Genomic DNA, 24,769 nt, shown 5'->3' with positions numbered 1-24,769 from the left:
CAGCCTTCCCGCCCCGGGTAAGGTGTGCGTGTCATAGGTCTTGTCAAACCCTGCGATCCGTCTGGTGCGGACGCTGGGGTCGCATACGCCATGATCTGAGGATCAAGTATGTTGACGTATGCCGGACGAGCTTGGCGCTCGTGGGAGACTACTCCCCTAGGACGGAGCGGATTCTGCCTAGGCAAATCCGATTGGGCAAGAACAAATTTTCAACCGCGCTTGGCCCGATAAATTCGAAAGCCGTTGCCTTCTGCCTTGATCGCACAAACGCCCAGATGCTCTTCGATCAACGGCTGATACTTCAGGAAGCTATTGGCCACAAGTCGAAGTTCGCCACCGTTTTTCAGATGTTTAGCCGCTTTTCGCAGCAGGTTCTCCGTGGCGAAATAATCGGTATGCACGCCGACATGGAACGGCGGGTTGCTCAGAATCGCACTCAAACCCATTGGCGCGACGTCGATACCGTCGCCGGTCAGCACCTCGGCTTCCAGGCCATTGGCGGCCAGGGTCAGGCGGCTGCTGGCGGCGGCGAACGCGTCGACATCCAGCAATGTCACCTGATTGTGCGGGTAGCGGCGTTTGACCGCCGCGCCCAGCACGCCGGCGCCACAACCGAAGTCGAGCAGATGGCCGCTCGGCAGTTTGTCCAGATGATCGAGCAACAGCGCGCTGCCGCGATCGAGCCGACCATGGCTGAACACGCCCGGCAGGCTGATGACTTTCAACGGGCCTTCAGCCAGCGGCAGTTCGTAGGTCTGCGCCAAAGTTTCCAGCGACTTGGCTTGCGGCGCGTTGGCTACGGTCACTTGCCAGAGCTGGCAATGGCGCGCGCTGTCGAGTTTGCGCGGCTTGCCGAACGGGTTAAGTTGCTTGGAGGCGCCTTCGATGCCGCTGCGCTTCTCCCCGACCAAGAACACTTCACGCCCGGCCAGACGCGAAGCCACGGCGTTGAGGATGTAATCGGTCAGGTCTTTGGACTTGGGCAGGAACACCACGGCGCTGTCGAATTCGCGCTCCGGCACGTTCACGCCGAAATGGCTGCGCCCTTCGAAGCGCGCGTCCAGCGCGGCTTGATCGCCCGCGTGCCAGCACCAGCCAAACGCGTCGGGCAGGCGCCCGAGCAGATCGTCGGCGGGCAGCCCGGCCAGTAACAACGAACCCTGGAATAACTCGGCCTGACGAAGCAGTACTTCACTGCGCGGATCCATAACTGCTCCTGGAAAAAAAAGTGCCGCAGTTTATCAACTGACGACCCGCAGCGCCTCACCGCTGAAGAACGCTTGGGCGTTTTCGCTCAGTTGCCCGACGATACGCTGGCGCGCCTCGCGGCTGCCCCAGGCGTTGTGTGGGGTGACAATCAGGCGCGGAATGTCGCCGGCGAGCAACGGATTGCCCTGGGTCGGAGGCTCGACACTCAGCACGTCCGTCGCTGCGCCGCCGAGGTGGCCACTGCGCAAGGCATCGGCCAGCGCCTGCTCATCGATCAAGCCACCCCGGGCGGTGTTGACCACGAACGCGCCGGGTTTCATCGCGGCCAGCTCACGGGCGCCAATGAAGTGGCGGGTGTGTTCGTTGAGCGGGCAGTGCAGGGTGAGGGCGTCGATCTGCGGCAGCAGTTGATCCAGCGGCAAGCGGTCTGCGCGAGCGGGGCGTCCGGGAATCTGCCCGAGCAACACGCGCATGCCGAACGCTTCGGCCAGCCGCGCCACGGCACCACCGAGTTCGCCGTGCCCGAGCAGGCCCAGGATTTTGCCTTGCAGTTCAACGATTGGGTAGTCGAGCAGGCAGAACTGTTTGGCCTGCTGCCAGCGGCCTTCAGCGACGGCTTTTTGATAATCGGCCAGACGCGTGGCGAGGTTGAGCAGCAGCATGATCGTGTGTTGCGCAACGGACGGCGTACCGTAACCCTGACAATTGCACACAGTGATGCCGTGGGCGCGGGCGGCGCTGAGGTCGACGTTGTTGGTGCCGGTGGCGCTGATCAGGATCAGTTGCAACTGCGGGTTGGCAGCCATGGCGGCGGCGTCGATCACGACTTTGTTGGTGATTGCCACGCTGGCGCCTTGCAGCCGTTCGCTGACTTGCTCGGGCAGGGTTTGCGCGAAGAGTTGCAGATCGCTGAAGCATTCGCGCAACGGACCGAGGTCCAGATCGCCGAGGTCCAGCGAAGGGTGATCAAGAAATACCGCGCGGCGCGAGTTCGTCATCAACTGTACCTTTTGTGCTGTGAGCGGAGGGCGTACTCTGCCGAGCCTACCAGATGAAACAATTGGTTACTCAGAGCACGAAAGTCTGATGCGATGCATCGCAATGTGAATAACTCTGTGGCGAGGGGATTTATCCCCGTTGGCGCGCGAAGCGCGCCTGAAACTGGCAATCGCGTTGAAACAGTTACACCGCATGCACTGAATTTACGACTGCTGCGCAGCCGAACGGGGATAAATCCCCTCGCCACAGGTTCGAGTTCGCCGCGCATTTATGTTTGACCAAGCTGCCCCAAAGGAGCCCCCATGTACTGGACCGAATTCCTGACCGTTGCCCTGATCCACTTGCTGGCCGTTGCCAGTCCCGGCCCGGACTTTGCCGTGGTGGTGCGCGAGAGCGTGACCCACGGGCGTCGCGCCGGCACCTGGACGGCGCTGGGGGTCGGCACGGCGATTTTCCTGCATGTCGGCTACTCGCTACTGGGCATCGGCCTGATCGTGTCGCAGTCGATCGTGCTGTTCAACGCGCTGAAGTGGGCGGCGGCTGCGTATCTGCTGTACATCGGCTTCAAGGCCTTGCGTGCGCAACCGGCTAAAGCCGTGGCCGACGACTTGCACAAAGAGACTGGCGTACGCACCGCGCGAGGTGCGTTTACCTCGGGCTTCGTCACCAACGGCCTGAACCCGAAAGCCACACTGTTTTTCCTGTCGCTGTTCACCGTGGTAATCAACCCGCACACGCCACTGGCGGTACAGGCCGGTTACGGGGTGTACCTGGCGGTGGCAACGGCATTCTGGTTTTGCCTGGTAGCGATGCTGTTCAGCCAGCAGCGCGTGCGCGCCGGGTTCGCGCGCATGGGCCACTGGTTCGACCGCACCATGGGCGCTGTGCTGATCGCTCTCGGCGTGAAAATAGCGTTTACCGAGATGCACTGAGGACTGGCTGCGATCAAAACTGTGGGAGCGAGCCTGCTCGCGAAAGCGGTGTATCAGTCGGCGAAGATGTTGACTGATCCATTGCATTCGCGAGCAGGCTCGCTCCCACAGGTCTTGTCTCTTCCCGGTCGGCGCCCGATGCTGGCGCAAAGCTAGCATTTGTTCGGCTCTGCAAATCATTCCTTTGGCTGATTTGACGGTCACGCGGGCGCACTAGAGTACGAATCTCTCCGCCAACACCGTGCAGTCAGAAAAGGGATTCCTATGTTGCAGACTCGCGTCATTCCTCCGGCCGATGGGGCCTACCAGTATCCATTGCTGATCAAGCGGCTGCTGATGTCTGGCGCCCGTTATGAGAAAACCCGCGAGATCGTCTACCGTGACCAGTTGCGCTACAGCTACCCGACGCTGATCGAGCGCGTCGCGCGGCTGGCCAGCGTGCTGACCGCTGCCGGGGTGAAGGCCGGTGACACGGTGGCGGTGATGGACTGGGACAGCCATCGTTATCTGGAGTGCATGTTCGCCATCCCGATGATCGGTGCGGTGATTCATACGATCAACGTGCGCCTGTCGCCCGAGCAGATTCTCTACACGATGAATCATGCCGAGGACCGCTTTGTGCTGGTCAACAGCGAGTTCGCCGGGCTGTATCAAGCCATCGCGCCGCACCTGACCACGGTCGAGAAAACCTTGCTGCTGACCGATCTGCCGGAGAAAACCGCTGATTTGCCGAACCTGGTCGGCGAGTACGAACAGCTACTGGCCGCGGCGAGCCCGCAGTATGACTTCGAGGATTTCGACGAAAACTCGGTCGCCACGACGTTCTACACCACAGGCACGACCGGTAACCCGAAAGGCGTTTATTTCACCCACCGGCAACTGGTGCTGCACACGATTGGCGTGGCGACCATCATGGGTTCGATCGACAGCGTGCGCCTGCTTGGCACCAACGATGTGTACATGCCGATCACGCCGATGTTTCACGTCCACGCCTGGGGTTTGCCGTACGTGGCGACGATGCTCGGCCTCAAGCAGGTGTATCCGGGGCGCTACGACCCGGAATATCTGGTGGCGCTGTGGCGCAAGGAGAAGGTCACGTTTTCCCACTGTGTGCCGACCATCCTGCAAATGCTGCTCAACGCCAAAGCCGCGCAAGACACCGATTTCGCCGGCTGGAAAATCGTCATTGGCGGCAGCGCGCTCAACCGCTCGCTGTATGAAAACGCCAAGGCCCGTGGCATTCAGCTGACGGCGGCCTATGGCATGTCGGAAACCGGGCCGTTGGTGTCCTGCGCCCATCTGAATGACGAGCTGATGGCCGGCAGCGAAGACGAACGCACCACCTACCGGATCAAGGCCGGCGTACCGGGACCGCTGGTGGAAGCGGCGATCGTCGACAGCGAGGGCAACTTTCTCCCGGCCGATGGCGAGACTCAAGGCGAACTGGTGCTGCGTGCGCCCTGGCTCACCGAAGGCTATTTCAACGAACCGCAGAAGGGCGCCGAACTCTGGTCCGGCGGCTGGTTGCACACCGGTGATGTGGCGACGCTCGACAGCATGGGCGTGATCGACATCCGCGACCGGATCAAGGACGTGATCAAGACCGGCGGCGAATGGATCTCCTCGCTGGACCTCGAAGACCTGATCAGCCGACATGCGGCGGTACGTGAAGTAGCAGTGGTGGGGATTGCCGATCCGCAGTGGGGCGAGCGGCCGTTTGCCTTGCTGGTGGTCCGTGAAGGCCATGTGATCGGTGCGCGGGAACTCAAGGAACACCTCAAGCCGTTCGTCGAGCTGGGGCACTTGAGCAAGTGGGCGATTCCAAGTCAGATCGCCCTTGTTACCGAAATTCCCAAGACCAGTGTCGGCAAGCTCGACAAGAAGCGCATCCGCCTCGACATCACCGAATGGCAGGCCAACAACAGCACCTTTCTGTCGACCCTCTGAGTACCTGCTGGCGCGCTGAAACCGGCGCGCCAGACCTCCCGAGCAAGCGCTTGGCTTGTGAAATCGAAAAAATCAGCCATCCTTGCCCTGCCGACCTGTGTCGGACTGGCGAAAGGACTGTTCCAGAGTGGTTGGCTGCTGCAAATCACACTTTAGAGGGATCAAGCAGTACCCCCTGCTGGCTATAGTCCGCTCAAGGACTTTTTAAGAACGGAGCACACGCACTGATCGGGGCGAGCAACTCTGGAGGTATTACGGGCAGCCCTGGCGCCCGGCCCTTCACAGCGTTTTTAAAAGTACTCACTGCCATAACAATAATGCACATGGAGTAGCGTCGATGACCTCAGTAAACCAGTTCTGGCGCCGGGCGAAACTGCCTCTGGCGGTCAGTCTTGCCTCCTCGCTCGCCGGGCCTGCATTCGGCGTCAGCTTCAACGTCGGTGAAATCGAAGGCCAGTTCGACTCGTCCCTGTCGATCGGTGCCAGTTGGTCTACTCAGAGCCCGAACAAGAACCTGATCGGCGTCAACAACGGCGGCCATGGCCTGTCGCAGACCTCCGATGACGGTCACGCCAACTTCAAGAGCGGCGAAACCTTTTCGAAGATCTTCAAGGGCATCCATGACCTTGAACTGAAATACGGCGACACCGGCGTGTTCGTCCGTGGCAAATACTGGTACGACTTCGAACTCAAGGACGAAAGCCGTCAGTTCAAGGACATCAGCGACAGCAACCGCAAGGAAGGCGCCAAGTCTTCCGGCGGGCAGATTCTCGACGCCTTCGTCTATCACAATTACTCGATTGCCGATCAGCCGGGCTCCGTGCGTCTGGGCAAGCAAGTGGTGAGCTGGGGTGAAAGTACCTTCATTGGCGGCGGCATCAACTCGATCAACCCGATCGACGTCTCCGCGTTCCGTCGTCCTGGCGCCGAGATCAAGGAAGGCCTGATTCCGGTCAACATGTTCTACGTCTCGCAGAGCCTGACCGACAACCTCTCGGCCGAAGCGTTCTACCAGCTGGAATGGGACCAGACTGTCGTCGACAACTGCGGCACGTTCTTCTCGCAGCCAGACATCATTGCCGACGGTTGCGACAACAACCTGCGCGTGCTGAACAAGCGTTCGCAGATTCCGGCCATTGCCCTTGGGCCGTTGGCGGGCGCCGGCGTCGATGTCAACCAGGAAGGCGTGCTGGTGCGTCGCGGTCCGGACCGCGATGCCCGTGACAGCGGCCAGTACGGCGTGTCGTTCAAGTACATGTACGAACCGCTGGACACCGAGTTCGGCGCCTACTTCATGAACTACCACAGCCGTGCGCCGATCTTCAGCGCAACCGGTGCGCCGCAGTCGGTCTACAACACCGCTGCCTCGCTGCCAGGGCCTTTCGCCGCACTCGCGCCATTGCTGGTGGCGGGCAACTCGCAGTACTTCGTTGAATACCCTGAAGACATCCGCCTCTACGGTTTGAGCTTCTCCACCACCCTGCCTACCGGTACGGCATGGAGCGGTGAGGTCAGCTACCGTCCGAATGCTCCGGTGCAACTGAACTCCACCGACATCCTGTTCGCCGGTGTGCGCCCACTGGGCGGCGCGCTGACCAACGCTTCCCTGCTCACGGGCGTGCCGGGTCAGGATCTGCACGGCTACGAGCGCAAGGAAATCACCCAGCTGCAAACGACCTTCACGCACTTCTTCGATCAGGTCATGGGCGCCAGTCGTCTGACCCTCGTCGGCGAAGTCGGCGCGACGTATGTCGGCGGGCTGGAAAGCCGCTCCGAGAAGCGTTACGGCCGCGATCCAGTCTACGGCCCGGGTGAGTTGCCGGCCACCGGCACTGCCAACACCTGCGCCAACATCCTCAACGCCAGCACCATTAACGGCGCAGGCCCCGGTTCACCGCAGAACAACCGCAGCCGCAATTGCGACAACGATGGCTTCACCACGTCGATGTCCTGGGGCTATCGCGGTCGGGCAATCTGGGATTACAACGACGTGTTCGCCGGCGTGAACCTCAGACCCAACGTGGCCTGGTCCCATGACGTCAGCGGTTACTCGCCGGGCCCTGGCGGCAACTTCGAGGAAGGTCGCAAGGCGGTCAGCCTCGGCGTCGATGCCGAATACCAGAACACTTATACCGCGAGCCTGGCCTACACCAACTTCTTTGACGGCAAGTACACCACCGTGGATGACCGCGACTTCGTGGCACTCAGCTTCGGCGTGAACTTCTAAGCACTGCATTTCAGGACGAACACACATATGAAAATAACAAAGAGTCTGTTCCACGCCGGTGTACTGGGCCTGTCGCTGCTGGCGACCGGCGTCATGGCCGCGGTGCCTGCTGCCGAAGCCGACAAGCTGGGCAAAAGCCTGACCCCGATGGGCGCGGAAATGGCGGGCAACACTGACGGTTCGATTCCAGCCTGGAAACCGATGGCGAAGAACGCCGGCAGCGTCGACAGCAAGGGCTTCCTGTCCAACCCTTACGCCAGTGAGCAACCGCTGTTCACCATCACCGCCAAGGACGTCGACAAGTACAAAGACAAACTTGCCCCGGGTCAGTACGCGATGTTCAAGCGCTACCCGGAAACCTTCAAGATGCCGGTCTATCCGTCCCATCGCGGTGCCACCGTGCCGGATGCGGTGTTTGCCGCCATCAAGAAGAACGCCACGACCACCAATCTGGTGTCCGGCGGCAACGGCCTGGAAAACTTCGACACTGCCGTGCCGTTCCCGATTCCGAAAACCGGCGTGGAAGTGATCTGGAACCACATCACCCGCTATCGCGGCGGCAGCGTGACCCGCCTGGTAACCCAGGCCACGCCACAGCCGAACGGCTCGTACAGCCTGGTGTACTTCCAGGATCAGTTTGTGTTCCGCGACAAAATGAAGGATTACGACCCGGCGAACCCGGGCAACATTCTCTTCTACTTCAAGCAGAAAGTGACCGCACCGGCGCGTCTGGCCGGCGGTGTACTGCTGGTGCACGAAACCCTCGATCAGGTCAAAGAGCCACGTTCGGCGTGGGTCTACAACGCCGGCCAGCGCCGTGTGCGCCGCGCACCGCAAGTGTCGTATGACGGCCCGGGTACTGCCGCCGACGGCCTACGTACCTCGGACAACCTCGACATGTACAACGGTGCGCCGGATCGTTACGACTGGAAACTCGTAGGCAAGAAAGAGATGTACATCGCCTCCGACAGCTACAAACTCGACGATCCGAAACTGAAGTACGCCGACATCATCAAGGCCGGCCACATCAATCAGGATCTGGCGCGTTACGAGCTGCGCCGCGTCTGGCACGTGACGGCGACGCTGAAGGAAGGTCAGCGCCACATCTACGCCAAGCGTGATTTCTACATCGACGAAGACACCTGGCAAGCGGCGGTGATCGACCACTACGACGGTCGTGGTCAACTGTGGCGTGTAGCCGAAGCGCATGCCGAGAACTACTACGACAAGCAAGTGCCGTGGTACGCCCTCGAAACTCTTTATGACTTGCAGTCCGGCCGCTATCTGGCACTGGGCATGAAGAACGAAGAGAAGAGTGCGTATGACTTTGGCTTCACCGCCACCACCGGCGATTTCACCCCGGCCGCTCTGCGTCAGGACGGTGTTCGCTAAACCGCGATAAACCCGAGGCCGCACCCTCGCGAAACGCCCCGACTGGTTCGGGGCGTTTCTTTGCGTGCGGTTTTGCGCTGACCTGTGCACATCTCTTGTAGCCTTTTTGTAGCCATTTGTAGCAGCGACCTTCATTCCCTCTGCGTTTAAGGCTAGTCTGCGGACATCTGCAACGCCGCCAATAGCATTCAAACAAGAGCCGGCCATGACTGATCTGTCCCCGCTTCCGGGTCCTGCAAGCATTACCGTCGCAGCACTGGACGGGCGTTTTTTTCGCCCGCCGCTGCCTGACGGCTATGTGCTGCGACCGCGTCTGTGCGAACGCCTTCAAGCCGGACTCGGTGGTCGGTTGTTGCTGGTCAGCGCCCCGGCCGGGTTCGGCAAGAGTTCGCTGGCGGTGGAGTTCTGTCAGAGCCTGCCGGCGCAATGGCAAAGCCTCTGGCTGGGCCTGAGTCCGCGTGACAGCGATCCCGGGCGTTTTCTCGAACGCTTGCTCGAAGGTCTCCAGGATTATTTTCCAGCCTTGGGCGCCGGCGCCCTCGGCCTGTTGAAAATGCGTCAGCGCCATCAGCCGTTTGCTTTCGAAGAGTGGCTCGACGGTCTGCTTGATGAGCTGGCCCTGCAGCTCGATCCGGCCGCGCCGTTGCTGCTGGTGCTCGACGATTACCACCTTGCCCAAGGCCCGGTGCTAGATCGTTGCCTGCAATTTTTCCTCAATCATTTGCCCGATGGCTTGTTGGTCATGGTCACCAGTCGGCAGCGCCCGGACTGGCATCTGGCGCGTTTGCGCCTGTCGCGCCAGTTGCTCGAACTGCACGAACAGGATTTACGCCTGACCCACGACGAAGCCCTGACCTTGCTTGACCGCCACAGCAGCTCATTGCGCGGTGAAGCATTGGAGAACCTGATCCAGCGCAGCGAAGGCTGGGTCGCCGGGCTGCGCTTCTGGTTGCTGGCGGTGTCCGAGGCGGGCAACGATGCCGCGCTGCCGCAAGCGCTGAATGGCGGGGAAGGGCTGATACGCGATTATCTGCTCGAGGAAGTCATCGATTGCCTGCCCGTCGAAGTGCAATCGTTTCTCTACGAAACCGCACCGCAGGAACGCTTTTGCAGCGAACTCTGTGACGCGGTGCGCGAAGCCCATGACAGCGCCGAGATCCTGCGCTTCCTGCTCGCCCACCAGGTATTTCTGGTGCCGCTGGACGAGCACGGTCATTGGTATCGCTACCATCATCTGTTCTCGGATCTGTTGCGCAGCCGGCCGATCGCGCAGGCGATGGTGCCTACCGCCACTCTGCATTTGCGTGCCTGTCGCTGGTTCAACGCGCAGGGTTTGCTCGACGAAGCCGTGGAGCAGGCACTGCGCGCCGGGCACCTCGATGTGGCGGCGAATCTGGTGCAGAACCTGTCCGAAGAACAACTGCTCGCCGAGCAGAACGTCGGCATGCTGCTGCGCTGGAAAATGGACTTGCCCGACAGCCTGCTTATCAGCACGCCACGGCTGATCGTGCTCTACAGTTGGGCGCTGGGGCTGGCGTGCCAGCTCGATGCTGCCGAAGAGTTGTCCAGCCACTTGAGCCGCTTCCTGCCGGCGCCTTCGGCCACGGCGCAGAAATCGATGCTGGCGCAATGGCTGGCGCTGAGCGGGATCATCGCTCGCGGGCGCGGCCATCGCGAGCTGACGCTGCGCTATTGCACTGAAGCGCTGGAGAGCCTGCCGGCCAAGCGTTATGGCCAACGGCTGATGTGTTTGTCGACGTTATCCAATCTGGCGATCGCCGACGGTGATCTGTGGCGCGCCCGGGGACTCAATCGCGAGTCTCTTGAACTGGCACAGCGGGTCGGCAATCCGTTGTTCGAGGCGCTGGCGCATTACGACCGTGCGCGGGTTTTGCAGTCGCGTGGCGAGATTCTGCGCGCGATGGATGAAGTTCATCAGGGGCTGGAGCGCTTACGCGGGCTCTCGCCGCAGCGACTATACGCCGTGCGCGCGCGGCTGACGTTGTACGAAGGATTTCTGCTGGCGATGCGTTTGCAGCCGCAAGCCGCACGCGTACGTCTGCTGGCTGGCATCGGCGAAGCTCGCGCCTGTCGCGACATCAGCGTGCTGATTGGCCACTGCGTGATCGCACGCCTGGACGGCGCCAGTGGCGAGTTCGCCAAGGCCTTCGCCGAACTCGCCGAAGCCGAGCGGCTGATGCACATCTGGGACGTGCCGCCGATTTACTATCTGGCGATGATCACCCTGGTCAAATGTGAACTGTGGCTGGCGCAGGGCCGCACCGATCTGGCCGAAGCCTGGCTCGCGCGGCTGGGACAGACCTATACGGGCGAACGTGCGGCGGCGCCTCCGGAATTTCATCCACAACTGCCTTTGCATGTCGAACTGCAACAGGCACTGCTCGATGTGATTCAAGGGCAACCGATGCTCGCCGAAGGGCGCTTGAACGTATTGCACGAAAACGGCCAGCAAACCGGGCGTCAGTTGCTCAGCGTGATGGCGTTGACGCAGAAGGTGGCGTTGCTGTTGGCGAGCGGGCGCGAAGCGGAGGCGCGCAAAGCGCTGAATCAGGCGTTGGAGGCAGCGGCCGGGGGCGTGCTGCAACCGTTCGATTGTTTGGTCAAAGGAGACGCGGACTGGTTGCGCGGACAATTGCTGACGTCGCCAACGCTGGCAGGACAGCATTTGCTGCAACACTTTCCGCCAGTGACACTCCGTCCGGCCGTGGAATCGAGTACTACCGAACAGCTCAGCAGCCGAGAACTGGCGGTGCTGCGGTTGATCGCCCAAGGCTGTTCGAACCAGGAAATCAGCGACCAACTGTTCATCTCGCTGCATACCGTGAAGACTCATGCCAGCCATATCAACAGCAAGCTTGGGGTTGAGCGGCGTACGCAGGCAGTGGCGCGGGCGAAGGAACTGGGGGTTTTGAGCTAGCCGCGACAAACGGCGGTCGATAAAAAACGCCCCGATTGATCGGGGCGTTTTTTTTGAAGGTGACCCGGTCCATTTTGTCGGCCGGGTCGGGCAGAAGAAGGTCAGGCCATCAGATCGTTGGCACTGAAGGAGTTCACCCCCAACAACTGGATTTCGAAGTCCGCACCGGCGTTGCCGCTGACGTTGCCCGACAAAATGTGGTCAACGAAACGCAATTGGCCCGCACCCGTGAAGGTGTCCGCACCAATGAAGGAGAACGTGTTGATGCCATTTTGCAGCAGGTTGGCATCAAGCATTCTGAAATCGATCTTGTCACCCTCAAGGCTGTTGAAGTCGTTGATGACGTCCCTCGAACTGCCAAGCCCCATATGCTCCAAGTGGGTGAAGGCAAACTGGTCGCTGCCAGTCCCACCGATCAGCGTGTCCTTGCCGGGTCCGCCGACCAGTCTATCGGCCCCAGCACCCCCATCCAGCAAATCGTCGCCGCTGCCACCGTCCATTATGTTGTCGTCGGCATTACCGATCAGCTTGTTGTCAAAAGCATTGCCCCATAGTGTGAAAGCACCTGTGCCATTGATTTTCAGGTTTTCCACGTATTTCAGATAAGGCGTATCCAGGTTTATAAAACTGGTCTGATTTTCAGTAGAAAAATCGATAACCACCCAATCCTGCCCACTGTCAGCCGCCTCTTTGACCCGCGACAATTCGATGGATTTATCAAGAATGTAGGTGTCATCGCCGCTACCACCGATCATGGTATCCATCCCGGCACCACCGTTAAGGATATCGTTGCCATCCCCACCATTGAGGGTGTTGTTGCCGTCATTACCAGTCAGAACGTTGTTCTTCTCGTTACCGGTACCGTTTAGGTCGGCGATACCGACAAGTGTCAGGTTTTCGAGGTCGGAGCCAAGGGTGTAGTTGACGGAAGACATGACCTGGTCGACATCGTCCGCCTCGCCCCCCATGTCCATGACGACGTCAAAGTCGTCATCGACGTAGTAGGTGTCTGAGCCAGCGCCGCCCATCAGCAGGTCGCTACCCGAGCCGCCGTCGAGGATGTCGTCACCGGCCCCTCCTTGGAGCGTATTGTTTTCACTGTTGCCAGTCAGCATGTTGTTCAGATCGTTGCCGGTGCCTCTAATTGCACTGCCGGTGAGCACAAGGTTTTCCAGATTGGCGCCAAGGATCCAGTTGATCGATGAACGCACAGTGTCGATTTCACTCGGCGAGGTGCTTTTTTCAACGATCGTGTCGCCGACGTTATCGACAATGTAAGTGTCATTGCCCAAACCACCGATCAGCGTATCGGTTCCCAGGTCACCATCAAGAACGTTGTTGCCGGAATTGCCGGTAATAACGTTGTTATAGCCGTTGCCTGTGCCATTCAGGTCGGCGGTGCCGGTGAGTGTGAGGTTTTCGAGGTTGACGCCAAGGGCGTAATCGATCGTCGCGATTACTTCGTCGATAGCCGTTGGCGACGCATCAGTCTCGATCACCTGATCGCCAATGTTATTGACGTGGTAACGGTCGGAGCCGTCGCCACCGATCATGATGTCGTTGCCCAGACCACCAATCAGATTGTCGTCACCGGCACCACCGTAGAGCGTGCTGTTGCCGTTGTTACCGTGCAACTCGTTGTTCAGTTCGTTACCGGTGCCGACGAGGTTGGCGCTGCCGGTCAGGACGAGGTTTTCCAGGTTGGCGCCCAATGTCCAATTGACCGAGGAGCGCACGGTGTCGATCTCGTTGGCGAGGGCGCTGGTTTCGCTGACGGTGTCGCCAGCGTTGTCGACCACGTAAGTGTCGTTGCCCAGCCCACCCATCAGGGTATCGGCACCGAGGCCGCCGTCGAGGTAGTTGTCGCCGGCGTTGCCGGTCATGCGGTTAGCGACGGCGCTGCCGATGCCGCGCAGGTTGGCGGTGCCGACGAACAGCAGGTTCTCGACGTTGCCGCCGAGGGTGTAGTCGATGGAGGAGAAGACGCGGTCATAAGCGGTTGGCGAGGCATCGGTTTCGATGATCACGTCGCCGACGTTATCGACGTAGTAGGTATCGACGCCGGCGCCACCGCTCATGGTATCGGCACCGATGCCGCCATTGAGGGTGTTGTCGCCGCTGTTGCCGGTGAGGACGTTGTCGAGCTCGTTGCCGGTGCCGTTGATGGCATTGCCGGTCAGGACAAGGTTTTCCAGGTTGGCGCTCAGGGTCCAGTCCACCGAGGCGCGCACGGTGTCGATCTCGCCAGCCAGGTTGCTGGTTTCGCTGATGCTGTCGCCCAGGTTGTCGACAATGTAGGTGTCATTGCCGGCACCGCCGGCCAGGGCGTCAGCGCCCAGACCACCGTCGAGAACGTTATTGCCGCTGTTGCCCGTGAGCAGGTTGTTCAGGCTGTTGCCAGTGCCGTTGAGGTTGGCGTTGCCGGCGAGGAACAGGTATTCCAGGTTGGTGCCCAGCGTCCAGTCGACCGATGACCAGACCGTGTCGATTTCGTAGGCCAGCGCGCCATTTTCACTGATGATGTCTGCGGCATTATCGACGATGTAGGTGTCATAGCCGGCACCGCCGAGCAACGTGTCGGCCCCCAGCCCGCCATTGAGGGTGTCATTGCCGGCGCCGCCGTCGAGAACGTTGTTGCCACTGTTGCCGGTCAAGCTGTTGTTCAGCTCGTTGCCGGTGCCGGCGAGGTTGGCGCTGCCGGTCAGGACGAGGTTTTCCAGGTTGGCGCCCAATGTCCAATTGACCGAGGAGCGCACGGTGTCGATCTCATTGGCGAGGGCGCTGGTTTCGCTGACGGTGTCGCCAGCGTTGTCGACCACGTAAGTGTCGTTGCCCAGCCCACCCATCAGGGTATCGGCACCGAGGCCGCCGTCGAGGTAGTTGTCGCCGGCGTTGCCGGTCATGCGGTTAGCGACGGCGCTGCCGATGCCGCGCAGGTTGGCGGTGCCGACGAACAGCAGGTTCTCGACGTTGCCGCCGAGGGTGTAGTCGATGGAGGAGAAGACGCGGTCGTAAGCGGTTGGCGAGGCATCGGTTTCGATGATCACGTCGCCGACGTTATCGACGTAGTAGGTATCGACGCCGGCGCCACCGCTCATGGTATCGGCACCGATGCCGCCATTGAGGGTGTTGTCGCCGCTGTTGCCGGTGAGGACGTTGTCGAGCTCGTTGCCGGTGCCGTTGATGGCATTGCCGGTCAGGACAAGGTTTTCCAGGTTGGCGCTCAGGGTCCAGTCCACCGAGGCGCGCACGGTGTCGATCTCGCCAGCCAGGTTGCTGGTTTCGCTGATGCTGTCGCCCAGGTTGTCGACAATGTAGGTGTCATTGCCGGCACCGCCGGCCAGGGCGTCAGCGCCCAGACCACCGTCGAGAACGTTATTGCCGCTGTTGCCCGTGAGCAGGTTGTTCAGGCTGTTGCCAGTGCCGTTGAGGTTGGCGTTGCCGGCGAGGAACAGGTATTCCAGGTTGGTGCCCAGCGTCCAGTCGACCGATGACCAGACCGTGTCTATCTCGTAGGTCAGAGCGCCGTTTTCACTGATGACATCGGCGGCGTTGTCGACCACATAGGTGTCGTTGCCCAGCCCACCCATCAGGGTATCGGCACCGAGGCCGCCGTCGAGGTAGTTGTCGCCGGCGTTGCCGGTCATGCGGTTAGCGACGGCGCTGCCGATGCCGCGCAGGTTGGCGGTGCCGACGAACAGCAGGTTCTCGACGTTGCCGCCGAGGGTGTAGTCGATGGAGGAGAAGACGCGGTCGTAAGCGGTTGGCGAGGCATCGGTTTCGATGATCACGTCGCCGACGTTATCGACGTAGTAGGTATCGACGCCGGCGCCACCGCTCATGGTATCGGCACCGATGCCGCCATTGAGGGTGTTGTCGCCGCTGTTGCCGGTGAGGACGTTGTCGAGCTCGTTGCCGGTGCCGTTGATGGCATTGCCGGTCAGGACAAGGTTTTCCAGGTTGGCGCTCAGGGTCCAGTCCACCGAGGCGCGCACGGTGTCGATCTCGCCAGCCAGGTTGCTGGTTTCGCTGATGCTGTCGCCCAGGTTGTCGACAATGTAGGTGTCATTGCCGGCACCGCCGGCCAGGGCGTCAGCGCCCAGACCACCGTCGAGAACGTTATTGCCGCTGTTGCCCGTGAGCAGGTTGTTCAGGCTGTTGCCAGTGCCGTTGAGGTTGGCGTTGCCGGCGAGAAACAGGTATTCCAGGTTGGTGCCCAGAGTCCAGTCGACCGACGACCAGACCGTGTCGATTTCGTAGGCCAGAGCGCCATTTTCACTGATGATGTCTGCGGCGTTGTCGACGATGTAAGTGTCATAGCCGGCACCGCCGAGCAACGTGTCGGCACCCAGCCCGCCATTGAGGGTGTCATTGCCGGTGCCGCCGTCGAGGACGTTGTTGCCACTGTTGCCGGCCAAGCTGTTGTTCAGTTCGTTGCCGGTGCCGTTGAGGTTGGCGGTGCCAGCCAGAAACAGGTTTTCCAGATTGGCAGCCAGCGTCCAGTCGACCGATGACCAGACGCTGTCGATTTCGCTGGCCAGAGTGCTGGTTTCGCTGACGGTGTCGCCGACGTTGTCGACCACGTAAGTGTCGTTGCCCAGCCCACCCATCAGGGTGTCGGCACCGAGGCCGCCGTCGAGGTAGTTGTCGCCGGCGTTGCCGGTCATGCGGTTAGCGACGGCGCTGCCGATGCCGCGCAGGTTGGCGGTGCCGACGAACAGCAGGTTCTCGACGTTGCCGCCGAGGGTGTAGTCGATGGAGGAGAAGACGCGGTCGTAAGCGGTTGGCGAGGCATCGGTTTCGATGATCACGTCGCCGACGTTATCGACGTAGTAGGTATCGACGCCGGCGCCACCGCTCATGGTATCGGCACCGATGCCGCCATTGAGGGTGTTGTCGCCGCTGTTGCCGGTGAGGACGTTGTTGAGTTCGTTGCCTTCGAGGTTGATCGCGGCGTTGCCCAGCAGCGAAGCATCCTCGATGTTGGCGCCGAGTGCGTAGCTCACCGAAGACCGGACGACATCGTAGCCCTCGTTGGCCCACTCCACGATCTGATCGCTGGCATTGTCGACCACATAAGTGTCATTGCCCAGGCCACCGATCAGCGTGTCCGCGCCATAACCACCATCAAGCACGTTGTTGCCGATATTGCCGGTAATGCGGTTTTCACTGGAGTTGCCCGTACCGTTGAGGTCGCCGGAGCCCATCAGGAAAAGGGCTTCGAGATTAACGTTCAGGGTAAAGTTGGTCGATGAATAGACCTGATCGTAATCATTGGTCCAGCCCTCAACCACGACATCAGCGGCGTTATCTACCATGTAGATGTCATTGCCAGCGCCACCGATCAGGGTGTCGGCACCCAGCCCGCCGTCGAGGATGTTGGCGCCGGTGTTGCCTGTCAGGATGTTGTTGAGCTCGTTGCCGCTCAGGTTGATGGCAGCATCACCCAGCAGTTGCCCGTCTTCCAGGTTGGCACCCAGCGAATAGGTGACATAAGTGCGTACCTGGTCGCGACCTTCGTTGGCCCGTTCAACCAGCGTATCTTCCAGGCCATTGATAACGTAGGTGTCATTACCAGCCCCACCGGTCAGGGTGTTGGCGAAAGCGTTCCCGGTCAGAACGTTGTCCCGCGCGTTGCCCTGAACATCGAACGCTCCGGACCCGTTCACGGTGACGTTTTCAAAGTTGCCCAGCGCAGTGCTGTCGAGATTGATCAGGGTGTTGGTTTGCACGCTGTAGTTGAGGATCAGCGTGTCGTTGCCTTCGTTCGCATTCTCTTTGGCGAGGTCGAGCTCGGCGGCCTGTTCAATCACATAAGCGTCGTTGCCGGCACCGCCGATCAAGGTGTCGAGGCCCCCGAGGCCATCGAGCACGTTATCGCCGGCGTTACCGGTCAGGATGTTGTTCTGGTTATTGCCTGTCGCATTGACGTTACCGCTGCCAGTGAGTTCGAGGTTTTCCAGATTGTTACCCAAGCCCCAGCTTACCGAGGCGCGAACAGTGTCGATCTCGCTGGCGAGGGTGCTGGTTTCCAGAATGACGTCGCCAGCGTTGTCGACCCCGTAAATGTCGTTGCCGGTACCGCCAATCAGCGTGTCGGCGCCACCATATCCGTCGAGCAGATTATTCCCGGCATTACCGGTAATCACGTTTTTCCCGTCGTTGCCGTAGCCATTGAGATCGGCATTGGTCAGCAGCGTGAGGTTTTCCACGTTGGTGTTGATGTACAGGCTATAACTGGTCGTGGCAAACACCGCGTCAACTTCGCCCGCCGACGTACCTGTTTCATAGATCCGGTCATCGCGGTTGTCGACGTAGTAGGTGTCGTTGCCGGCACCGCCATACATCGTGTCCACACCCGTACCACCGTCGAGGACGTTGTCCAGATCGTTGCCACGCAGCGTGTCGTTGAAATTCGAGCCGATGGCATTTTCAATCTCGGCGCCGTAGGCAATACCCAGGCCGCTGTTGAAGACAGAGCCAGCGTAGAGATTGGGCAACCCGATGGTGCTGTAGGTGCCTTCGTTGAGGTTGATATCGACCTGAGCCGCCTGCGAGCTGGCATCGATGGTGTCGTTGCCGCCGGCGTCCCAGATGGTTTCGAAGACGGGTTCGTAAGCTTTCCATTTGTAGACGTTGTCGCCGGTTTGCCAACTCATATTGGCGCCGTACAACGCCTGTATGGCGAGGATGTCCAGCACCATCGGCGTCATCGGTTGATAGGCGTAGTTGTTGTTGTAGCTCATGACCGTGAACTGGACGTCGTCCAGTGCCGGGGTCAGGATCGTCGGGTTAACGCCATTGCCGGAGAATGGGTGCTTGAGGCCCAACGCATGACCGATTTCATGAATGAAGGTCATGTAGTCATAAGTACCCCTGGTGGCGTACTCGACAGTCGGATCACCGATCCACACATCGCCGCCGCGTGGGACATTCGAAGGGGTATAAGCCCAGGCCGCCGCCTCGTTACCCATCAAGGCATAGCCACCGAACCGCAGATCGCCGACGTTGGATATATCGTCGGTTGTTTGGGTAAAAGTGATGTTGGCGACAGCGCTCCAGGTGGCCAAGGCATTGATGATGCCGCTTTTCTGGCTGTCGGACAGCTTGTAGATGGCTTTGTATTCGTTATCGGCACTGTAGTTGGTGGCGAAGTACGAGGTGTTGGGCTCGATAAAACTATAAGTCAGCTGGGTCGGGCCATCGAATGGCCAGTTGACACCTGCCCAGTAGGTTCCTGAAAGCAGGCTGTCAAGTGCGTTGACGCCGGTCAGCTTGGAGGAGAGGCTTAAAGTGATACCGGTTGGACTAGGCATGCGATTTTCCTGAGTGCTATGCGGCCCTTCCCGAATGCGACCGCTACAAATGCGCGATTTTGCATCAGAAACGTTACGAGTGACATCACTTGGCCAGTATTTTCCGATTGGTGGCTGCGCTAAACGAACCCCTGCCCCCTGTGTCGGCGAGTGACATAGAATCCTGAATCGAGCCTCTGCGCTTGCCATGCCCGTTCGTTTAAATGATTCAGGACTAACCCATGACCGTTCCAGCTCCTGCCTTGATCCGAGAAACCTTCCCCGTCGGCCCTTTGCAGTGCAACTGCACCATCGTCGGCGACCCGATCACCAGCAAAGCCATTGTCGTCGACCCAGGCGGCAACCCCGATCTGATCATGGCGCGCCTCGATGCCCATGGTCTGAAGGTCGTCAGCATCATTCACACGCACGCGCATCTTGATCACTTCCTCGCCTCCGGGCAGATGAAGGAGAAAACCGGCGCGACCCTGCATTTGCACAAGGACGACCAATTCCTCTGGGACAACCTCGAGATGCAATGCCAGATGTTCGGCGTGCCCTACACGCCGGTGCCGTCGCCGGATCGCTGGCTGAGCGACGATGAAGAACTGGCCTGCGGTTGCGGCGTGGCAATTCATACGCCGGGACATACGCCCGGATCCATGAGCTTTTGGTTTTCCGAGGCTAAGCTGTTGATAGCCGGCGACACGCTGTTTCGTCGCGGGGTAGGGCGCACGGATTTGTGGGGCGGCGATCAAGCCACCATTGTGCGTTCGATCAAGCAGCGCCTGTATACGCTGGACGAGGACGCAACCGTCGTGGCCGGACATGGTCCCGATACGCGTCTGGGTGACGAGATGCGCGAAAACCCGTTTGTGCGGGCTTAAAAATTTCGTCACGAGTGTCGCGCGGAATTTTTGCGCGTTGTCATGATCCAACGCCCGCGCAGGTCCATTAGCCAAGTGGCCGCTGCACCATAGAATGCAAAAAACCAGGAGCTCTCCATGTTCACCACGCGTCGTTTGATTATTGTCGCTACTGCCGTGGCCTTGCTGTCCGGCTGCGCCTCGCCCAACCCGTATGACAATCAGGGTCAGGCCGACGGTGGCTCGCAAGGCATGAGCAAAACCGCCAAATACGGCGGCCTCGGTGCGCTGGCCGGTGCACTCGCCGGCGCCGCCATCGGCCACGACAACCGTGGCAAGGGCGCCCTGATCGGTGCGGCTGTCGTCGGTGCCTCCGCTGCCGGTTACGGCTATTACGCCGACCAGCAGGAAAAGAAGCTGCGCGCGAGCATGGCCAACACCGGTGTTGAAGTGCAGCGTCAGGGCGATCAGATCAAGCTGATCATGCCGGGCAACATTACCTTCGCCACCGATTCGGCAAACATCGCTTCGAGCTTCTATCAGCCCCTGAACAACCTGGCCAACTCGCTGAAAGAGTTCAACCAGAACCAGATCGAAATCGTCGGCTACACCGACAGCACCGGCAGCCGCCAGCACAACATGGATCTGTCCCAGCGTCGGGCACAGAGCGTGGCGACCTACCTGACCTCGCAAGGCGTCAGCGGTGCCAACCTGTCGGCCCGTGGTGCCGGTCCGGATAATCCGATTGCCAGCAACGGTGACGTCAATGGCCGCGCGCAGAACCGCCGGGTCGAGGTCAACCTGAAGGCGATTCCGGGCCAGCAATATGGTGGTCAACAGCAACAGCCGGGCACGGTTCAGCAGTATCCGTAACTGACCTGCTGGAATGAAGAAATGCCCGGTCCTGTGATCGGGCATTTTTTTTGTGGTGTCGCTGCCGGCCTATCGCGAGCAGGCTCACTCCTACAGGGGAATGCTATTTCAAACTGTAGGAGTGAGCCTGCTCGCGATGAGGGCCTGACAGGCACCGAAGAACCAGGCACAAAAAAGCCCCCTGACAACACACTTGTCCGGGGGCTTTTTTATCAGCGAAGGCTGACTACTTCTTCAAACCGTAATGCTCATCGAGCATGCCCGGCGAGTTCGGGCTCTTCGGCGCATAATCACGCGGAGGTTCCTGATCGCGCGGTGGCGTCAGGCGTTCGCGCGGTGCCTGCGCGGCGTCGGCGTGCAGGGCGGCGATGAGGCGCTGGCGGGTCTGCTCGTCCAGGGCCAGACGGTTGGCGCCCTCGGCGAGATGATCCTGCACTTCCTGATAACTCTGGGTCAGCTTCTTGACCAGCATCGCCGTGCTGTTGAAGTGGGTGACCACCTCGTTTTGATAACTGTCGAAACGCTCCTGGATATCATCCAGTTGACGCTGCGTACGGCTCGGTGCGGCGTTCGGCGCAACGCGCGCGATCAGGAATCCAATGGCGACACCCACAACCAGGGCAAGAGTCGGTAACAACCAAACTAAGAGCGAGTGTTCCACGAGTCCTTCCTCTATAAACGGCTTTGCTTTACGTTAACGGCTCGAACCTGCGCTGTATACCGCGATTCACTCGCAATAGATTGGCACAGACAATTTGCTAGACGAGTCGACCCGATTCGAGGTCACGGAGTTCCTCCCTTGCTGATGCGTGAAACCCCTGTAGTAATTGACGGCCCAGTCGGGCAAATCGAGGCTTTGTACCTGGAGACTGAGCAGCCACGCGGCATCGCGCTGATCTGCCATCCGAACCCGGTGCAAGGCGGCACCATGCTCAACAAGGTCGTCTCGACCCTTCAGCGCACCGCGCGTGATACAGGCCTGATCACCTTGCGCTTCAACTATCGCGGCGTCGGCGCCAGCGAAGGTACGCACGACATGGGCAGCGGTGAAGTCGACGACGCCCAGGCCGCCGCTGCCTGGCTGCGGGAAAAACACCCCGACTTGCCGCTGACCCTGTTCGGTTTTTCCTTCGGCGGATTTGTTGCAGCAAGTCTCGGCGGCCGTCTCGAAGCGCAAGGCGTGCAGCTTGAGCACTTGTTCATGGTCGCCCCGGCGGTGATGCGACTGGGCGAGCAGGATCAGCTGCCGCAGCACGGCGAGTTGACGGTGATCCAGCCGGAAACCGACGAAGTCATCGATCCGCAGTTGGTCTATGACTGGTCGGAAAAACTCCAGCGCCCCCATGAGCTGCTGAAAGTGGCAGAATGCGGACACTTTTTTCACGGCAAGCTGACTGATCTCAAGGATCTGCTGCTGCCGCGTCTCTCGAATTGATTGCAGTCTGACAAGCGATTACCCATGACCAACCGTACCCGCATTCTCACCGGCATAACCACCACCGGCACGCCGCATTTGGGCAACTACGCCGGCGCCATCCGCCCGGCGATTCTCGCCAGCCGCGACAGCAATGCCGACTCGTTCTACTTCCTGGCCGACTACCACGCCCTGATCAAGTGCGATGACCCGCTGCGCATCCAGCGCTCGCGTCTGGAAATCGCCGCGACCTGGCTGGCCGGTGGCCTGGATGTCGACCGCGTGACGTTCTACCGCCAGTCGGATATCCCGGAAATCCCCGAGCTGACCTGGCTGCTGACCTGCGTTGCTGCCAAGGGCCTGCTCAATCGTGCGCATGCCTACAAGGCCTCGGTGGACAAGAACGTTGAAACCGGTGAAGACCCGGATGCCGGTATCACCATGGGCCTTTACAGCTACCCGGTGCTGATGGCGGCGGACATCCTGATGTTCAACGCGCACAAGGTACCGGTTGGTCGCGATCAGATTCAGCACGTCGAGATGGCGCGTGACATTGGCCAGCGCTTCAACCATCTGTTCGGCCAGGGCAAGGAGTTCTTCACCATGCCCGAAGCGCTGATCGAGGAAAGCGTGGCGACCTTGCCAGGCCTTGACGGTCGCAAGATGTCCAAGAGCTACGACAACACCATCCCGTTGTTCTCCAGTGCCAAGGAAATGAAGGACGCGATCTCGCGGATCGTCACCGACTCCAAGGCTCCGGGCGAAGCGAAAGATCCGGATAACTCGCACCTGTTCACTCTGTTCCAGGCCTTCGCCACTGCGGCGCAGTCCGACGAGTTCCGCAGCGAACTGCTCGGCGGTCTGGGCTGGGGCGAGGCAAAGAATCGCCTGTTCCAGTTGCTCGATAACCAATTGGGCGAGGCTCGCGAGAAGTATCACCAGTTGATCGAACGTCCGGCGGATCTGGAAGATATCCTGCAACACGGTGCGAAAAAGGCCCGCGCCGTGGCGACGCCATTTCTCAACGAACTGCGCGAAGCCGTTGGCCTGCGTTCTTTCGTCAATCAGGTGCAGGTCGCCGCGACCACCAAAAAGAAAGCCGCGAAAGCCGCACGTTTCGTCAGCTTCCGTGAAGACGATGGCAGCTTCCGTTTCCGTCTGCTGGCGGCCGATGGCGAGCAACTGCTGCTGTCGCGCAACTTCGCCGACGGTAAAACTGCCGGGCAGGCGACCAAGCAACTGCAATCCGGGCAACCTTTGGACGTACGCAGCGAAGGCCTGAATTTCAGTGTCTGGCTGGAAGGCGAGTGCATCGGCGACAGCCCGGTTTTTGCCGACGCTGACGCGCGTGACGCCGCCATCGAGGCGCTGCGCATCGCCCTGACCCCGGCTCAGGACTAAACGGCGGCACGACCCGACCAAGGGCCGATTGCCATTCCCACAGGCCGTCGCTACAGTGACGGCCCGTTTTTGTTGCCTTGCTAACGAATTATGACGCCCCTAGAACGATATCAAGCTGATCTGAAACGCCCGGATTTCTTCCATGACGCCGCGCAGGAAACTGCGGTGCGTCACTTGCAGCGTCTGTACGACGACTTGATCGCCGCCGACCAGAACAAGCCGGGCCTGCTGAGCAAGCTGTTCGGCAAAAAAGATCAGGCGCCGGTCAAGGGCCTGTATTTCTGGGGCGGCGTCGGTCGCGGCAAGACTTATCTGGTCGACACCTTCTTCGAAGCGCTGCCGTTCAAGGAAAAGACCCGCACCCACTTCCACCGCTTCATGAAGCGTGTGCACGAAGAAATGAAAACCCTCGGCGGCGAGAAAAACCCGCTGACCATCATCGCCAAGCGTTTTGCCGCCGAGTCGCGGGTGATCTGCTTCGATGAATTCTTCGTCTCCGATATCACCGACGCGATGATCCTCGGCACGCTGATGGAAGAGCTGTTCAAGAACGGCGTGACCCTCGTCGCGACTTCGAACATCGTCCCGGACGGTCTGTACAAGGATGGCCTGCAACGCGCGCGCTTCTTGCCGGCCATCGCGCTGATCAAGCAGAACACCGAGATCGTCAACGTCGACAGCGGCGTCGACTACCGTCTGCGTCACCTCGAGCAAGCGGAGCTGTTCCACTATCCGCTCGACGAAGCCGCTCACGAAAGCCTGCGCAAGAGCTTCCGCGCGCTGACGCCTGAGTGCACCGCGGCCGTCGAGAATGACGTGCTGATCATCGAAAACCGCGAAATTCGCGCGTTGCGCACTTGTGACGACGTGGCCTGGTTCGACTTCCGTGAACTGTGCGACGGCCCACGCAGCCAGAACGATTACATCGAGCTGGGCAAGATCTTCCACGCCGTGCTGCTCAGCGGTGTCGAGCAGATGAGCGTCACCACCGACGACATCGCCCGCCGCTTCATCAACATGGTCGACGAGTTCTACGATCGCAACGTCAAGCTGATCATTTCCGCTGAAGTCGAGCTGAAGGATCTGTACACCGGCGGGCGCCTGAACTTCGAGTTCCAGCGCACCCTGAGCCGTTTGCTGGAGATGCAATCCCACGAATTTCTGTCGCGGGCGCACAAGCCTTAAGCGGAGTTTCGGCAAAGAAAAAGGGCCTGCGATTGCAGGCCTTTTTTTATGCTCGGTTTTATCTGGCCGCGCGCCGACTGATCGTTCCCAC

14 protein-coding genes and 1 riboswitch are annotated in these 24,769 nt (G+C 60.2%); of the genes, 10 read left to right on the top strand and 4 right to left on the bottom strand.

The window, feature by feature from the left end; all coding sequences use genetic code 11:
* Positions 1 to 45 precede the first annotated feature (45 nt).
* A riboswitch (yybP-ykoY riboswitch) is annotated at positions 46 to 170 on the bottom strand.
* 39 nt (positions 171 to 209) lie between these two features.
* Positions 210 to 1,208, bottom strand: coding sequence for a class I SAM-dependent methyltransferase (locus HU739_RS24225; RefSeq protein WP_186551197.1), 999 nt, complete (start codon positions 1,206 to 1,208; stop codon positions 210 to 212).
* 33 nt (positions 1,209 to 1,241) lie between these two features.
* Positions 1,242 to 2,207, bottom strand: a complete 966-nt coding sequence (locus tag HU739_RS24220; RefSeq protein WP_186551198.1) for a 2-hydroxyacid dehydrogenase — start codon at positions 2,205 to 2,207, stop codon at positions 1,242 to 1,244.
* 303 nt (positions 2,208 to 2,510) lie between these two features.
* Between HU739_RS24220 and HU739_RS24215 the strand changes: the two genes are divergently transcribed.
* The 5 genes from HU739_RS24215 to HU739_RS24195 all read left to right on the top strand — a co-directional run bounded on the left by HU739_RS24215 (position 2,511) and on the right by HU739_RS24195 (position 11,644).
* Positions 2,511 to 3,140, top strand: a complete 630-nt coding sequence (locus tag HU739_RS24215; protein ID WP_186551199.1) for a LysE family translocator — start codon at positions 2,511 to 2,513, stop codon at positions 3,138 to 3,140.
* Positions 3,141 to 3,404: 264 nt separating this feature from the next.
* Entirely contained in the window at positions 3,405 to 5,087 is a 1,683-nt protein-coding gene (locus tag HU739_RS24210) for a fatty acid--CoA ligase (protein ID WP_186551200.1), read from the top strand.
* A gap of 337 nt (positions 5,088 to 5,424) precedes the next feature.
* The gene (locus HU739_RS24205; protein ID WP_186551201.1) at positions 5,425 to 7,314 is read left to right on the top strand and encodes a DUF1302 domain-containing protein; all 1,890 of its coding nucleotides are present in this window, start codon (positions 5,425 to 5,427) and stop codon (positions 7,312 to 7,314) included.
* Positions 7,315 to 7,341: 27 nt separating this feature from the next.
* Positions 7,342 to 8,706 (top strand): DUF1329 domain-containing protein, encoded by a 1,365-nt coding sequence (locus HU739_RS24200; protein ID WP_186551202.1) that lies wholly within the window; start codon positions 7,342 to 7,344, stop codon positions 8,704 to 8,706.
* 205 nt (positions 8,707 to 8,911) lie between these two features.
* Positions 8,912 to 11,644 carry a LuxR C-terminal-related transcriptional regulator gene (locus HU739_RS24195; protein WP_186551203.1) on the top strand — a complete coding sequence of 911 codons (2,733 nt, stop codon included), beginning with the start codon at positions 8,912 to 8,914 and terminating at the stop codon, positions 11,642 to 11,644.
* Positions 11,645 to 11,745: 101 nt separating this feature from the next.
* Here the strand turns inward: HU739_RS24195 and HU739_RS24190 are convergent, their stop codons facing one another.
* Positions 11,746 to 18,960: a M10 family metallopeptidase C-terminal domain-containing protein gene (locus HU739_RS24190; protein ID WP_217844293.1), complete on the bottom strand. Its 7,215-nt coding sequence runs from the start codon at positions 18,958 to 18,960 to the stop codon at positions 11,746 to 11,748.
* 221 nt (positions 18,961 to 19,181) lie between these two features.
* On the opposite strand from HU739_RS24190, the gene HU739_RS24185 reads away from it, so the two are divergent.
* Both HU739_RS24185 and HU739_RS24180 read left to right on the top strand, forming a co-directional pair.
* Positions 19,182 to 19,826, top strand: a complete 645-nt coding sequence (locus tag HU739_RS24185) for an MBL fold metallo-hydrolase (RefSeq protein ID WP_186548978.1) — start codon at positions 19,182 to 19,184, stop codon at positions 19,824 to 19,826.
* 117 nt (positions 19,827 to 19,943) lie between these two features.
* Positions 19,944 to 20,678, top strand: a complete 735-nt coding sequence (locus HU739_RS24180) for an OmpA family protein (RefSeq protein ID WP_186530452.1) — start codon at positions 19,944 to 19,946, stop codon at positions 20,676 to 20,678.
* Positions 20,679 to 20,904: 226 nt separating this feature from the next.
* Here HU739_RS24180 and HU739_RS24175 read toward each other — a convergent pair whose 3' ends face one another.
* Positions 20,905 to 21,339: a YhcB family protein gene (locus HU739_RS24175; RefSeq protein ID WP_016773251.1), complete on the bottom strand. Its 435-nt coding sequence runs from the start codon at positions 21,337 to 21,339 to the stop codon at positions 20,905 to 20,907.
* 144 nt (positions 21,340 to 21,483) lie between these two features.
* Here HU739_RS24175 and HU739_RS24170 point away from each other — a divergent pair, with 144 nt between their 5' ends.
* The 3 genes from HU739_RS24170 (at position 21,484) to zapE (ending at position 24,678) form a co-directional block, all read left to right on the top strand.
* Positions 21,484 to 22,113, top strand: a complete 630-nt coding sequence (locus HU739_RS24170) for an alpha/beta hydrolase (RefSeq protein ID WP_186549150.1) — start codon at positions 21,484 to 21,486, stop codon at positions 22,111 to 22,113.
* Positions 22,114 to 22,137: 24 nt separating this feature from the next.
* Complete coding sequence (locus HU739_RS24165; protein WP_186548980.1) at positions 22,138 to 23,493, top strand: tryptophan--tRNA ligase; 1,356 nt, start codon at positions 22,138 to 22,140, stop codon at positions 23,491 to 23,493.
* Positions 23,494 to 23,583: 90 nt separating this feature from the next.
* Positions 23,584 to 24,678, top strand: coding sequence for a cell division protein ZapE (gene zapE / locus HU739_RS24160; RefSeq protein ID WP_186548982.1), 1,095 nt, complete (start codon positions 23,584 to 23,586; stop codon positions 24,676 to 24,678).
* Positions 24,679 to 24,769 lie beyond the last annotated feature (91 nt).

This window comes from Pseudomonas hamedanensis (assembly GCF_014268595.2).
Taxonomy (GTDB): domain Bacteria; phylum Pseudomonadota; class Gammaproteobacteria; order Pseudomonadales; family Pseudomonadaceae; genus Aquipseudomonas; species Aquipseudomonas hamedanensis.
The sequence above is the reverse complement of the archived record's forward strand: the minus strand, read 5'-3'. Positions and strand labels throughout refer to the sequence as shown.

Bases quoted from the DNA above. Each gene is read 5' to 3' on its own strand.
- HU739_RS24225 (WP_186551197.1), bottom strand. From the start codon at position 1,208: ATGGATCCGCGCAGTGAAGTACTGCTTCGTCAGGCCGAGTTATTCCAG.
- HU739_RS24220 (WP_186551198.1), bottom strand. From the start codon at position 2,207: ATGACGAACTCGCGCCGCGCGGTATTTCTTGATCACCCTTCGCTGGAC.
- HU739_RS24215 (WP_186551199.1), top strand. From the start codon at position 2,511: ATGTACTGGACCGAATTCCTGACCGTTGCCCTGATCCACTTGCTGGCC.
- HU739_RS24210 (WP_186551200.1), top strand. From the start codon at position 3,405: ATGTTGCAGACTCGCGTCATTCCTCCGGCCGATGGGGCCTACCAGTAT.
- HU739_RS24205 (WP_186551201.1), top strand. From the start codon at position 5,425: ATGACCTCAGTAAACCAGTTCTGGCGCCGGGCGAAACTGCCTCTGGCG.
- HU739_RS24200 (WP_186551202.1), top strand. From the start codon at position 7,342: ATGAAAATAACAAAGAGTCTGTTCCACGCCGGTGTACTGGGCCTGTCG.
- HU739_RS24195 (WP_186551203.1), top strand. From the start codon at position 8,912: ATGACTGATCTGTCCCCGCTTCCGGGTCCTGCAAGCATTACCGTCGCA.
- HU739_RS24190 (WP_217844293.1), bottom strand. From the start codon at position 18,960: ATGCCTAGTCCAACCGGTATCACTTTAAGCCTCTCCTCCAAGCTGACC.
- HU739_RS24185 (WP_186548978.1), top strand. From the start codon at position 19,182: ATGACCGTTCCAGCTCCTGCCTTGATCCGAGAAACCTTCCCCGTCGGC.
- HU739_RS24180 (WP_186530452.1), top strand. From the start codon at position 19,944: ATGTTCACCACGCGTCGTTTGATTATTGTCGCTACTGCCGTGGCCTTG.
- HU739_RS24170 (WP_186549150.1), top strand. From the start codon at position 21,484: ATGCGTGAAACCCCTGTAGTAATTGACGGCCCAGTCGGGCAAATCGAG.
- HU739_RS24165 (WP_186548980.1), top strand. From the start codon at position 22,138: ATGACCAACCGTACCCGCATTCTCACCGGCATAACCACCACCGGCACG.
- zapE (WP_186548982.1), top strand. From the start codon at position 23,584: ATGACGCCCCTAGAACGATATCAAGCTGATCTGAAACGCCCGGATTTC.